Source organism: Roseibium denhamense (assembly GCF_009711415.1).
GTDB lineage: Bacteria > Pseudomonadota > Alphaproteobacteria > Rhizobiales > Stappiaceae > Roseibium > Roseibium denhamense.
In genome coordinates, this window is the sequence record NZ_SMLZ01000097.1 from 1 (window position 1) to 13871 (window position 13871).

Below are 13871 nucleotides of genomic sequence, written 5' to 3' on the forward strand. Positions count from 1 at the left end.
TTTCGATCACCTTGATAGATTTATGACTCCAAATGGGGCACGAAATCAAGTTTCGAATCTTTCAAATTGATATAGATAATAATTCTTTTGAGGTTCATTTTGCAGCGCAAAACGAAAACAAAGCAAATTCTTTGCAGCGCACAACTCTAAATGACCCGCTTCGATTGGCGCCATATGCAAGTCGATTGGCGCCTGTTGCGAGGCCAATGTCCGATGCAGGCCCTAGATAAACCCTATGACGATTACCGCGCGGCTTTAAGCTCCGGGCTTTGACCAGCAGCTGATATGTCCGTGCCAGGAAGAAGAAAGGGACCCGATCGTGAACATACCCACAAGCACGCCCGTGCTGGTCACCGGCGCAACCGGCTATGTCGCCGGATGGATAATCAAGGATCTGCTTGAGGCAGGCGTAACCGTTCACGCGGCCGTGCGGGATCCGGACAACGCGGACAAACTCAAGCATCTGACGGATATTGCCGCCGCGAGCAAGGGGACACTCCGCTTTTTCAAGTCCGAGCTGCTTGAGAGAGGCTCGTTTGCAGACGCCATGAGCGGCTGCTCGGTCGTCTTTCACACCGCCTCACCGTTCACGCTCAATGTCAAAAACCCGCAACGGGACCTCATTGACCCCGCTGTAAACGGAACCCGGAACGTTCTTGAAACGGCCGCTAGCACACCAAGCGTGAAACGCGTTGTGGTCACAAGCTCGTGCGTTGCCATTTACACCGACGCGATTGATTGCGCCAAGGCTCCGGGGGGCGTCCTGACCGAAGAAATATGGAACACAACGGCTTCGCTTTCTTACGAACCCTACAGTTACTCCAAGACGATGGCGGAAAAGGAAGCCTGGAAAATCGCGGAAAAAAGCCCCGGCTTCCGGCTCGTGACCATCAACCCCTCCCTGGTGATCGGACCGGCCCTTGCCAAGAAACCAACATCGGAGAGCTTCAACATCGTGCGCCAGATGGGTGATGGCACCGCGAAAATGGGCGCCCCGAAAATCGGACTGGGGGTTGTCGATGTCAGGGACCTCTCAAAAGCCCATCTTGCAGCCGCCTTCCGCGACGACGCTGAAGGCCGACACATCGTGTCCGGTCACAACACCAACATTTTGGAACTCGGCAAGTCACTGATTGAGAAATATGGCGACACGTATCCGGTGCCGCGCAAATCAGTGCCCAAATGGGCGGTTTGGCTGCTCGGACCGATGCTGAACGGCATCTCGCGGCGGTTTGTCACCAACAATGTCGACATCCCCTGGAAAGCGGACAACTCGAAAAGCAGGACAAGGCTCGGGGTAACCTACCGGCCCTTGAAGGTCTCGATGGAGGACATGTTCCAGCAGATGATCGATGCCGGGACATTCAAGCGGTAAAAAGCTCCGGCGCAAATAGGCTGCTGAAACCTCGGGATGGCAGGTCAAACACCCAGATACGTCTGGGTGACCTGCTCGTCCAGAGCATCAAACCGCCCGCTCCAGACGCTTGTCCCGCGCTCGAGGATCACTGCCCGGTCAGCCACCCGGGCAAGCTCCTTCAGCGACTTGTCAATCACCAGGATCGACAACGCACCGGCTTGCCTCAAATGGGCAACCGCCGCCCAGATTTCCAAGCGGACCACCGGGGCCAGCCCTTCTGTCGCCTCATCCAGGATAAGCAAAGTCGGATTCGTCATCAGCGCCCTGCCGATCGCCAGCATCTGTTGCTCGCCGCCCGAAAGGGTCCGGGCTTTCTGGTGACGACGCTCTTTCAGGCGTGGAAACAGTGACCCGACACGCTCGAAAGTCCAGGAGCCCGGACGAGCCGCAGCCGTCAGGTTTTCAGCAACAGTAAGATCAGCGAAACACCGGCGGCCTTCCGGGACCAACCCTATGCCAAGGCGCGCGATTTTGTGGCTTGGCAACCTGCCAAGGTCCTGGCCTGAAAACCGGATGGTTCCGGCCGATGGCAGAAGCCCGCAAATGGTCTTGACGCATGTGCTCTTGCCCATCCCGTTGCGCCCCATCAGGGCAACAACTTCGCCTTCCCCAACCTCCAGGGACACACCGAACAGGGCCTGCACCGGGCCATAGGACGCCGTGACATTTTCAAGCGTCAAAAGCCCCGTCATGCCGCTTCCCCCAGATAGGCTTCCTGCACTTTCGGGTTCGCGCGGACCTCATCGACCGTTCCACTTGCAATGATCTCGCCATAGACAAGAACGCTGATCCGGTCGGCAAGCGCAAAAACGGCATCCATGTCATGTTCCACCAAAAGGATCGGCGCCTCAAGGCGCAGGTCATTCAGAAAGGCGGTCATGCGTTTGGATCCTTCAGTGCCAAGGCCTGCCATCGGCTCGTCCAGAATGAAGGCCTTTGGCGACAGACTGAGAGCGAGGGCCACCTCCAGCTGCCTGCGCTGGCCATGACTGAGCTCTGAAACCAGTCTTGATTGCTGATCCAACAGACCGACCCGCTCCAGGGCGGACCGCGCCGCGTCCACGAGATCGGCCCGTTCCAGCGCCGGCGTGAACATGCGGAAGCCCTGTCCTTTTGCTCCCGCAGCGCCCAACACCGCATTTTCGAGAACGGTGTTTTCCTGGGCCAATGCCGAGATCTGGAATGTCCTTGCCAGACCGGCGGCGGCCCGGGCATCCACAGACAGACCCGTGACATCTTGACCGTCAAACCGGATGGTGCCGCCATCGGGTCTCAAACCTCCGCAGATCTGATGGATCAATGTGGTTTTGCCAGCGCCATTCGGCCCGATAACCGCATGGATTTCGCCTGGCAACAGGTCGATGGAGATAGACTTGCTGACTTGAAGGGCTCCGAAGCTCTTCGTGAGGTTGCGCGTTTCAAGAACAGCATTAGCCATGCGCTGTTCTCCGGGAACTGAGGGCGCCGATCAAACCGCCCTTTGCAAACAGGACCACGGCCAATAGCAACAGTCCGAGGAAAATCAGCCAATAGTCGGAAATGTCCCCGAGCGTGTGTTCAAGTGTCACGAACACAATTGCGCCAAGCACCGGCCCGTAAAGCCGTCCCGTGCCCCCCAGGATGATCAGGATCATGATCTCGCCAGACATTTGCCAGGAAAACATGGCCGGACTGACAAAGCGGTTCAGATCGGCGAAAAGCGCCCCGGCCAGGCCGGTGATTGCGCCGGATACGACAAAGGCAACCAGCCTCAGACGGAATGGATCAAGTCCCATCGCCCTGACCCGGTCCGGCGATTGACGTGCCGCATTGAGGGCAAGGCCGAACGGTGAGCACGCAAGACGGCTCGCGAACCACAAAACGATGGCAAGCAGTGTCAGGCAAATCGCATAGAACTGAATCGGATCCAGCGTGTTCAAGCCAGGAAAGCCGTTCCTGACATAAATCGAAAGGCCATCTTCCCCGCCATACGCACTCCAGCTGATCGCAAAGAAGAAGAACATCTGGCCGAAAGCAAGCGTGATCATGATAAAATACCCGCCGGATGTGCGCAGCGACAGGTAACCAATGATCAGGGCGGCAAAGGCCGAAACGATCACCGCCACCAACCAGATGACGGGCATCGACTTGGTGCCCTCGATGAGAAACGGCACTTCCATCAGCGGTGTGTACGTTTGCGCGTGATAAGCCAGAAGCCCCATCGCATAACCGCCCAACCCGAAAAACACGGCGTGTCCGAGACTGACCAGACCGCCGAGCCCCAATGCAATGTTTAACCCGACAGCCGCCATGGCCAGTATAACAGTGCGGGTGGCAAGGGTGATCGTGAAGGGCTCATCCGTGACATACGCAAACAGCGGAATTGCAATCAGGCCTGCAAGCACTAGGGCATTTAACGTTCGTTCCTGCATCATGCCCGTGCTCCGAACAGGCCGGTCGGTTTCAGAACTAGGACAACCGCCATCAAGATGTAAATCGCCATGGATGCAAGAGAGGCTCCGATTGAGGTTGCGGCAGCGGGTTCTATCATTAGTTTCAGGGCTTCCGGCAAGAATATTCCGCCGAGCGTGTTTGTGAGCCCCACAAGCAGTGCACCCAAGAAAGCACCCTTGATCGATCCGATCCCTCCAATCACGATCACCACAAACGCCAGAATCAAAACCGGTTCACCCATGCCGACCTGTACCGACTGGATTGCGCCGACAAGAGCGCCGGCGAGCCCTGCAAGCGCTGCTCCGAGCGCGAAGACCAGGGTGTAGAGACGGCCGATATCCACGCCGAGCGCTGCAATCATCTCGCGGTCATTTTCACCGGCCCGGATCTGAATGCCGATCCTGGTCTTTGAGATCAGCCAGAAAAGACCACCGGCAACGGCCAGACCGGCGCCAATCAGTACGAGACGGTAGAGCGGATATTGAATACCCCCCGGCAACGTCACCGGTCCCGACAAGATATCAGGAACATTGAGATAGAGCGGAAACGACCCGAATAGCCAGCGGGTCCCCTCCGAAAAGATTAGGATCAGGGCAAATGTTGCGAGCACCTGATCCAGATGGTCTTTGTTGTAAAGCCGCCGGATCACGAGAACCTCGACCAAGGCTCCGGCAACAGCGGCCCCGGCAAGCGCCGCCATCAGGGCAAGCACGAACGAGCCCGTCGCCCCCGCAACGGCTGCGGCGCAGAACGCGCCAATCATGTAGAGAGACCCGTGCGCCAGATTGATCAGGCCCATTACGCCGAAAATCAAGGACAATCCGGCTGCCATTAAAAACAACATGACACCGAATTGCAGGCCGTTGAGCACCTGCTCGGCGATCAATACCAAAGACATGAAAACCCTGTGCAACAAGAATGGCGCGGCCAATGCAGGCCGCGCCGATCTGAGAAATCTTCAAGAATTACATATTGCATTCAGCCGCATAGGCGTCGGCGTGATCGCTCATGGCCGTTGCAATGATCTTGTTCGTGTAGACATCATCTTCCTTGATGACTTCCCGCACGAAGATATCCTGCACAGGATGATGATTGTTGCCGAAAGCGAAGTTGCCGCGCGTGGAGTTGAAGTCAGCCTCTTTCAAAGCAGCACGGAACGCATCGGCGTCCTTGACATCGGCTTTGCTCATCGCGGACAGCAACAGATTTGCCGTGTCGAACCCCTGGCTTGCATAAAGCGACGGTAAACGCCCGTATTCCGCCTTGAAGCTTTCCACGAACGCCTTGTTCGCCGGATTATCGATGTCCTTGTTCCACTGGCTTGTGTTCTTGACGCCAAGTGCGGCATCGCCCACAGCCTGCAGAATGCCCTGATCGAAGGAGAAGGCAGGCCCGACAACCGGCAGGTCAATGCCGCTATCAGCCAACTGCTTCAGGAAGGAGATCCCCATGCCACCGGGCAGAAAGAAGAAAATGCTGTCGGCATCCGACGCCCGGATCTGGGCAAGCTCGGCGGCATAGTCGGTCTGCCCGAGCTTGGTGTAGATCTCACCGGCAGGTTCACCGTCATAAAAACGCTTGTAGCCGGTCAGCGCATCTTTGCCAGCCGGATAGTTTGGCGCCAGAATAAAGCTGTTGTTATAGCCGGTTTCCTTGGCATAGGCGCCAGCTGCTTCATGCAGATTGTCGTTCTGCCAGGCTACATTGAAGTAGTTCGGGTGACAGCCCTTGCCCGCCAATTGCGACGGCCCCGCATTCGGGGACAGATAGAATTTTCCCTGTGCGGTCGCGGCCGGGACAACGGCCATTGCAAGATTGGACCAGATAATCCCGGTCAGGACATCCACCTTTTCGGACTGGATCATTTCATCGGCAAGCTGAACCGCGACATCCGGTTTGCGCTGATCGTCTTCGATCACGACTTCCAGATCTTCGTTCCCCGCCTGTTTGACGGCAAGCATGAATCCGTCGCGGACATCAATACCGAGGCCGGCTCCCCCGCCTGACAGTGTTGTGATCATTCCGACTTTCACCGGGTCTGCAATTGCAGCGCCGGTCAACAGTGCCAGGCCGCTCACCGCGGCAGCTAGTGACTTCAACATGGATGAAGGTCCCCTCTGTCTTGATCCCATCCTGGCGCTCTTTCCGGCGCCGGTTATGAAATACCTTACTCATAGGATTTGCGTTGGGAAACCTGCAATTGGTTGAATGCGGTACGGATTTCGTGCCCCTCACGGCGGTCAAAGACGCGTCCTCACGTGCCAAAGTTCTGGGAACAACTCGACTTCGAGCATCCGCTTCAGATAGGAGACGCCGCCCGTTCCGCCTGTCCCGCGCTTGAAACCAATAACCCGTTCCACGGTCGTGACATGGTTGAAGCGCCAGCGCCGGAAATAGTCTTCAAGGTCAACCAGCTTTTCACCAACCTCATAAAGCGCCCAATGCGCGGCGGGGTCGCGGTAAACCGTCTCCCAAAGGTCCATAATTTCTGGGACTTCCCTGTGGGGCTGGGAAGAAGGGTTATTGACGAGGTCTGCCGGGACAGTGAACCCCTTCCGCTGTGCGAATGCCAAGACGGTTTGGTAGAGTGACAGTCTTGCAAGTTCCGCATTCAGCAAAGCAACGCCATCCGGATCGTGCTCATGCGGCCTGATCATCGCTTCATTGCGATTGCCCAGAACAAATTCGATCAGCCGGTATTGAAGAGACTGGAAGCCAGAGGAGAGCCCAAGAGCATCCCGGAACTGGGTGTAATCGCTCGGTGTCATTGTCCGCAGAACATCCCATGCGGAATTCAACTGCTCCATGATCCGGCTGACCCGCGCCAGCAGCTTCATGGCCTCCGGCATCCTGTCAGCGGAAATCGCCTCACGCGCAAGGTGCAATTCGTGAAGCATGAGTTTCATCCAGAGTTCCGATGTCTGGTGCTGAATGATGAACAGCAACTCGTCCGAAGCGGTTGAAAGAGGCTTTTGCGCGCTCAAGATCTGCGCCAGATCCAGGTAGTCGCCATAGGACATCTTGTCCGCGAACCGCATTTCTGCGCCTTCGTTTTCTGGATTATAGGCACCATCCGGCGGCTGCTTTGTCATGGTCATTTTTCCTCCCAGCCGGCTCCGCCAGAACAACCGATGCGGCAAAGTCCGATAAGCTTGCGATGAGACCGCTTTTTCGCCGGGCAGGACAATTTTGACAAGAGAAAGAAGAGTGGCTTGTAGAGCCTGCCTGAACCGCTCCCCTTAGCGGATAGTGTCCGAGGCATTTTGTAGAAAGTAATGGTGCGTTGCCCCGATCTGTGAAAGTCTTGATCTCGAATTTAGTGTGTTTCAGAAACGGGTTTTTGATTTATGTCTATCCGCGCCAGCCTTTACCACCTGACGCATTACAGATACGACCGGCCCGTAACCTTAAGCCCCCAGATCATCCGGCTGCGGCCCGCCCCGCATAGCAGAACCAAGGTGCTGTCACACTCTCTGAAGGTTTCGCCGGGCGGCCATTTCGTCAATCACCAGCAAGATCCATATGGCAACTGGCTGGCACGGTTCGTCTTTCCCGAACCGGTGCGCGAGTTCAAGATTGAAGTCGATCTTGTGGCGGATATGACCGTCTACAATCCCTTCGATTTCTTTGTTGAGGAAACGGCGGAAGAGTGGCCGTTCGACTACCCGGAAGAACTTCGCGAAGATCTCAAGATCTACTTGCGGACCGAACCACTTGGCCCGCACCTCAAAGCTTTTCTTGAGAAGGTGCCCAAAGACAAAAAACGGATCACCGATTTTCTTGTCGACCTGAACCGCCGCGTGTCGGAGGAAGTCGGATACGTCATCCGCATGGAACCTGGTGTTCAGACACCGGAAGAAACCTTTGAGCGCGGCACCGGATCGTGCCGTGATTCTTCCTGGCTTCTGGTTCAGGCCTTAAGACAGCTTGGTATCGCCGCCCGTTTCGTGTCCGGATATCTAATCCAGTTGAAACCGGACCTTGAAGCGCTCGACGGCCCGTCCGGGACCGACCATGATTTTACAGATCTTCATGCCTGGGCCGAAGCGTATATTCCAGGTGCCGGGTGGATTGGCCTTGACCCCACATCCGGACTGCTAACCGGGGAAAGCCATATTCCCCTTGCCGCGACCCCTCACTTCTCCAATGCCGCGCCGATCGTCGGCATGGCGAGCAACGCTGAGGTGGATTTCGCATTTGATATGAAGGTGGCCCGCGTCGCCGAGCACCCCAGGATCACCAAACCATTTTCCGATGAGGCCTGGAAAGACCTCAACCGGCTGGGAGAGGAGGTCGACAGGGTTCTGAAGCAGGAAGACGTGCGCTTGACGATGGGCGGCGAACCGACCTTTGTATCGATTGACGATTTTGAATCCGCTGAATGGAACACCGATGCTGTTGGACCGACGAAGCGGTCCAAGGCTGACATATTGATCCGCAAGTTGCGCGACCGTTTCGCCCCCGGCGGGTTTCTGCACTATGGCCAAGGGAAATGGTATCCGGGCGAGAGTCTTCCCCGCTGGACCTTCTCGCTTTACTGGCGCCGGGACGACAAACCGATCTGGCATGATCAGGATCTGATCGCGGACGAAGGCAGCACGGCAGACCCGAAACCATCCAAGGCAGGGCCTTCGGAAGCGGAAGCGTTGCTGAAGCAGATCGCCGAAAACCTGGATGTCCAGCCTTCTTATGTGGTTCCCGCCTTTGAGGACCCGGCGGTCTGGCTGGTCAAGGAAGCCAATCTTCCGGACAATGTGACGCCTGAAAACTCCAAACTGGAGGATGCGGAAGCCCGTCACCGGATCGCCCGGGTCTTTGACCGCGGTCTGGCGACACCGGCTGGCTATGTTTTGCCGGTTCAGCCGTGGCAATCCAAATCAACTGAAAAACGGTGGCGCTCGGAGCGCTGGAGCCTCCGCCGCGACGCCATTTTCCTTGTTCCAGGAGACAGTCCGGTCGGATACCGCCTGCCATTGGAATCTCTGCCCCACGTTCCACCGGCGCAATATCCGTACACAAACATTGCAGACCCGACCGTACCGCGTGATCCGCTGCCGGAATTTCCGGCCGGACCAAAGGCTGACCGGCAACAGGACGTGGCCGAGTTCCGCGCAGGCGGCGTCATTCAGGAGCGCCGGGAGCAAGTTCCGCCGGATGCCGAGCTGAGCGGCGCTGCGGTTCGCACCGCGATGTCGATCGAACCCCGGGATGGCCGTTTATGCGTTTTCATGCCGCCGGTCGAACGGATCGAAGATTATCTCGAACTAATCGCAACGGTAGAACAGGCAGCGGCTGAACTTGACCTGCCGGTGCACATAGAGGGCTATCCGCCTCCGCCCGATCCGCGCATGAATGTAATTCGCGTTGCCCCCGACCCTGGAGTGATTGAAGTCAATATTCATCCGGCATCCAGCTGGAAAGACTGCGTCGAGATCACGGAAGGCGTTTATGAGGACGCCCGTCAGTCCCGCCTTGGCGCCGACAAGTTTATGATTGACGGTAAGCACACAGGCACCGGCGGCGGAAACCATGTGGTCATTGGCGGCGCCACACCGCTTGACAGTCCGTTCTTGCGGCGGCCGGACCTGTTACGCAGCCTGGTCTTACACTGGCAGCGGCACCCAAGCCTGTCTTATCTCTTTTCCGGCTTGTTCATAGGTCCAACGTCCCAAGCCCCGCGCGTCGACGAAGCACGCCACGACGGCCTCTACGAATTGGAAGTCGCATTATCCCAGATCCATCGTCCAGGCGAAGGGCCTGCCCGCTTCCCGTGGCTGCTTGATCGGCTTTTGCGAAATCTTCTGGTCGATGTGACCGGCAACACCCACCGTGCGGAAATCTGCATCGACAAGCTCTATTCCCCCGATGGACCGACAGGGCGTTTGGGGCTGGTCGAGTTCAGAGGCTTCGAAATGCCGCCGGATCCGCGCATGAGCCTCGCCCAGCAGCTGTTGTTGCGGGCGCTCGTTGCAAGGCTCTGGCAGCACCCCCTGTCAGGCAACTTAACCCGTTGGGGCACGGTCCTGCATGACCGTTTCATGCTGCCTCATTACGTTTGGCAGGACTTTGAAGATGTTCTGCAGGATCTGAAACACCACGGTTTCACCTTGCGGCCGGACTGGTTCGAGGCACAGGCCGAATTCAGGTTCCCGTTCTGCGGCGAAATCGAGATCGATGGCGTTCACCTGGAACTGCGCCAGGCGCTGGAGCCGTGGCATGTCCTTGGTGAGACGGGGGCGATCGGCGGAACGGTGCGGTATACTGACAGCTCCACAGAACGGCTGCAGGTCAAACTCACAACCGCTGATCCGGACCGGTATCATGTGACCTGTAACCGGCGGCGTGTGCCACTCAAGAAAACATCAATCAATGGTGTTTCCGTTGGCGGTGTCCGCTACAAGGCGTGGCAACCGGCCATGGCCCTTCATCCGGTCCATCCAGTCGACGCACCACTCACTTTCGACATCTTCGACAGCTGGAGCGGCCGCGCCCTTGGAGGCTGTGTTTATCATGTGGCCCATCCCGGCGGCAGAAACTACGAAACCTTCCCTGTGAATGGCAACGAAGCTGAAGCTCGGCGTCTCGCCCGGTTTGAAGCGCACGGACATAACCCGGGCCTTTACCTGCCTGAAACAGAAATCACGCATCCTGAGTTCCCATTAACGTTGGATCTGAGGCGGCCGTCTGGCGTATGATGCCGCCATGAGGGCAAACTTTTGAGCGTTGAGGCGACGGCAGGACAGAACGATGGCGGCTATGGTCTGATCAAATCCTACAGACCCTACCCTGGCGTTTCGGACGAACTGATGGACCCGGATGGCAACATCCGGCCGGTGTGGCGTCCGTTCCTTGACCACCTTTCCAGCCTGACTCAAGAAGACATCACGGCACGCTTTGCACGCGGTAACCAGTATCTCAACGATGCCGGCGTGTTCTTCCGGCAATACGGACAAGACGGACCCAATGAACGCGAGTGGCCGCTCAGTCATATCCCGGTCATCATCGATGATGGCGACTGGCAGACGATTTCAAAAGGTCTTGTGCAACGCGCGGAATTGCTCGAGCTGGTCGTCCAGGACCTTTATGGCTCCAACAACCTGATCCGCGGCGGGCACATTCCCGCCAGCTTGATCGCCAAGAGCCCGGAATGGCAGCGGCCGCTTGTCGGCATAAAGCCGAGATCGGGTCATTTCCTGCACTTTCTCGCCTTTGAAATCGGCCGTGGTCCAGATGGCACGTGGTGGGTACTGTCAGATCGCTCACAAGCCCCGTCAGGGGCCGGCTTCGCGCTGGAAAACCGGGTAGCGACCGGCCGTGTGTTCAACGAGTTCTTCGCAAAGGCTGATGTCCACCGGCTGGCCGGCTTCTTCCGCCGTTTCCGCGACCACCTTCTTGATCTGCGCGGTGAGAGCGACAGCCGGATCGCGATCCTGACGCCGGGTCCCCTGAATGACACCTATTTTGAACATGCCTATATAGCCCGGTACCTGGGCTTCATGTTGCTGGAAGGCGAGGATCTGACCGTTGAGAACGGCCGGCTGCTGGTGCGTACGGTCGATGGGCTGCGGCCCTTGAGTGTGATCTGGCGCCGCCTCGACAGTGCCTGGGCTGACCCTCTGGAGCTAAATGAAAGCTCGCATATCGGAACACCCGGTATCGTGGACGCGATCAGGCGTCAGTCTCTTACGATGATCAATGCGCTGGGCACCGGCATTCTCGAGACACGGGCCCTTCTGGCCTTCCTGCCGAAGATTTCAGAACATCTGCTTTCCGAGCCCTTGAGACTTCCAAATGTCGCAACTTGGTGGTGCGGCGAGGACAATGCCCGTGTATATGTGCGGGAAAATGCCGAACGGATGATGCTCAGCCCCGCGCTTACGACGGCCTTGCCGTTCTCCTCCGGACAAAAGGACTTTATCGGCAGGGCGTTTGAAAACGGCCAGCGCGCACCGCTGGAAGCCTGGATTGACGAGCAGAAGGGCAGCCTTGTCGGACAGGAAGCCGTCACATTGTCGACAACGCCGGCCTATCAGGATGGCAAACTTCTGCCCCGCCCCATGAGCCTCCGCGTGTTCCTCGCACGCACACCTGAAGGATGGGAGGTCATGTCCGGCGGGTTCGCAAGGATTGGGCACTCGGAAGATGCCAGTGCAATCGCCATGCAGGCGGGCGGATCTGCCGCTGACGTTTGGGTTGTCGGCGGGAAAAAGCAGATCAAGGAAACCCTGCTCCATCAAACGGAATCTCCCTATTTCAAGTCTCAGTCGGGCACACTGCCCTCGCGCGCAGCCGACAATCTGTTCTGGCTTGGGCGCTATGTTGAACGGGCGGAAGGGGCCGTGCGGCTGCTCAGGGCCTATCACGCCCGGCTAAGCGAGACGGACGATCCAGAAGCACCACTGGTCGCATTGACCGCAGACTACCTGGACCAGATCGGAGTTCCACCTGACGGCTTCGTTCCAGACGGCCTTTGCTCCATGCTGCAGTCAGCAGTTGGAAGCGCAAGCAAGGTCCGGGACCGGTTCTCGGTGGACGGATGGCTTGCGTTGAACGACCTTGCCCAAACGGCGGGCGGAGCCCAGCGCGCAATCCGCTCCAGCAGTGACGTTCCACCGGCGATGAGTCTTCTCTTGCGCAAGATCACAGGTTTTTCCGGACTGGTTCATGAAAACATGTACCGGTTCACCGGATGGCGCTTCCTGAGCATCGGTCGGGCCCTGGAACGGGCCAACCGGATGGCGGATCTACTGTCGGTTTTTTCGAGCACCAAGGCGCCTGACGGATCTCTCGAACTGCTATTGGAAGTGGGCGACAGCGCCATGTCGATGAGCCGCCGATACGCTGTTTCGCTTAACCGGGAAACGGTACTGGATCTGCTGGCCATGGACGAGCGCAATCCAAGATCGGTTCTTTATCTTCTGACTGAGATCAAGGATCACGTGGGGGTGCTGCCCGGCGCGCGGGAATACGGTCATCTTTCGGCCCTTGCCCGCTCCGTTCTCCAGATCCATACGAATCTCGCAATCGCAACACCAGATACGCTGACCACCGAGATCCTGGAGGACCTCCGGGATCAGATTTCCTACCTCTCGGTGGAGCTCACCGACACCTACATCCGCTAACCAAGTAACCTGAACCCGTGCTGTACGACATAACTCTCGAAATCGGCTACGAATATGCGAGCCCGGCCAATACGGGTCGCCACACCCTGCGCCTGCTCCCCGCCAATATTCCGGGCGAGCAACGGATTATCAATGGTCATGTCAGTCTGAACCCGTCCCCGAACGAACGGCACGACCGGAAGGATTTTTTCGGTAATGAAGTAACGGATGTTGCGTATCGCAAACCTCATACAGAGCTGCAGTTCAGGGTGAGGACCCGGATCGAGCGTACCGCCGCGCCAGTGGGTTTCGATATCTCGCCCGCCCTACCCGATCTGGCAAAAGAACTGGCAGGCATTCAATCGATCAGCCCTCTGGAACCGGTTCATTTTCTGGCGAGTTCACCGCGCCTTCCGCTTGATCCGGCGTTTGCCGCGTATTCGGCGGAAAAGACCACACCCGATATGAGTGTGATGAAGATAATTGAGGCAATCGGCAAGGCGCTTCACGAAGACATGAGCTTCGACGCGGACGCAACAACCGTCGACACGCCGGTTCTCGAAGCATTTGAGAACAGGCATGGGGTTTGCCAGGATTACTCACACATCATGATTGCCTGCCTCAGGTGCCTTGGCATTCCGGCCGGGTATGTAAGCGGCTTTCTGCGGACAATCCCGCCGGAGGGTCAGCCACGTCTGGAAGGCGCGGACGCCATGCATGCCTGGGTCCGGGCATGGTGCGGGATCGAAGGCGGTTGGATTGAATATGACCCGACCAATGCCCTGCGCGTCGGCCAGGATCATATCGTGGTCGGCTATGGCCGCGACTACGGCGATGTTGCTCCGGTCAAGGGAGTCATGCGGACGGCAGGCGGCCAGACCACCCATCAAAAAGTCGATGTCGTACCACTGTCCTGAAAC

The 13871-nt window shown here is 57.7% G+C and carries 10 protein-coding genes; 4 read left to right on the forward strand and 6 right to left on the reverse strand.

Annotated elements, in window-relative coordinates; all coding sequences use genetic code 11:
* The first annotated feature begins 319 nt into the window (after positions 1–319).
* Positions 320–1375 carry an NAD-dependent epimerase/dehydratase family protein gene (locus tag E1180_RS05770; protein ID WP_208996963.1) on the forward strand — a complete coding sequence of 352 codons (1056 nt, stop codon included), beginning with the start codon at positions 320–322 and terminating at the stop codon, positions 1373–1375.
* Between the two features lie 44 nt (positions 1376–1419).
* Here the strand turns inward: E1180_RS05770 and E1180_RS05775 are convergent, their stop codons facing one another.
* From E1180_RS05775 to kynA, 6 genes are all read right to left on the reverse strand, one after another.
* Positions 1420–2109: an ABC transporter ATP-binding protein gene (locus tag E1180_RS05775; RefSeq protein ID WP_155190224.1), complete on the reverse strand. Its 690-nt coding sequence runs from the start codon at positions 2107–2109 to the stop codon at positions 1420–1422.
* A complete protein-coding gene (locus E1180_RS05780; RefSeq protein ID WP_155190225.1) occupies positions 2106–2855 on the reverse strand; it encodes an ABC transporter ATP-binding protein in 750 nt (249 codons plus the stop codon). The genes E1180_RS05775 and E1180_RS05780 overlap by 4 nt, the downstream gene beginning before the upstream one ends.
* Positions 2848–3831 (reverse strand): branched-chain amino acid ABC transporter permease, encoded by a 984-nt coding sequence (locus tag E1180_RS05785; RefSeq protein WP_155190226.1) that lies wholly within the window; start codon positions 3829–3831, stop codon positions 2848–2850. Before E1180_RS05785 ends, E1180_RS05780 begins: the two co-directional genes overlap by 8 nt.
* Positions 3828–4748 carry a branched-chain amino acid ABC transporter permease gene (locus tag E1180_RS05790; RefSeq protein ID WP_155190227.1) on the reverse strand — a complete coding sequence of 307 codons (921 nt, stop codon included), beginning with the start codon at positions 4746–4748 and terminating at the stop codon, positions 3828–3830. Before E1180_RS05790 ends, E1180_RS05785 begins: the two co-directional genes overlap by 4 nt.
* A 67-nt stretch (positions 4749–4815) precedes the next feature.
* On the reverse strand, positions 4816–5952 hold the full coding sequence (locus E1180_RS05795; protein ID WP_155190228.1) for an ABC transporter substrate-binding protein: 1137 nt from the start codon (positions 5950–5952) through the stop codon (positions 4816–4818).
* Between the two features lie 138 nt (positions 5953–6090).
* Positions 6091–6948 carry a tryptophan 2,3-dioxygenase gene (gene kynA, locus E1180_RS05800; RefSeq protein ID WP_244313974.1) on the reverse strand — a complete coding sequence of 286 codons (858 nt, stop codon included), beginning with the start codon at positions 6946–6948 and terminating at the stop codon, positions 6091–6093.
* A 249-nt stretch (positions 6949–7197) separates the two neighbouring features.
* Here kynA and E1180_RS05805 point away from each other — a divergent pair, with 249 nt between their 5' ends.
* From E1180_RS05805 to E1180_RS05815, 3 genes are read left to right on the forward strand one after another with little or no spacing between them, the layout of a single operon-like run.
* Positions 7198–10545, forward strand: a complete 3348-nt coding sequence (locus E1180_RS05805; protein ID WP_155190229.1) for a transglutaminase family protein — start codon at positions 7198–7200, stop codon at positions 10543–10545.
* Between the two features lie 21 nt (positions 10546–10566).
* Positions 10567–12972, forward strand: coding sequence for a circularly permuted type 2 ATP-grasp protein (locus E1180_RS05810; RefSeq protein ID WP_244313975.1), 2406 nt, complete (start codon positions 10567–10569; stop codon positions 12970–12972).
* 17 nt (positions 12973–12989) lie between these two features.
* Positions 12990–13868 (forward strand): transglutaminase family protein, encoded by an 879-nt coding sequence (locus E1180_RS05815; protein ID WP_283404411.1) that lies wholly within the window; start codon positions 12990–12992, stop codon positions 13866–13868.
* The last annotated feature ends 3 nt before the right edge of the window (positions 13869–13871 follow it).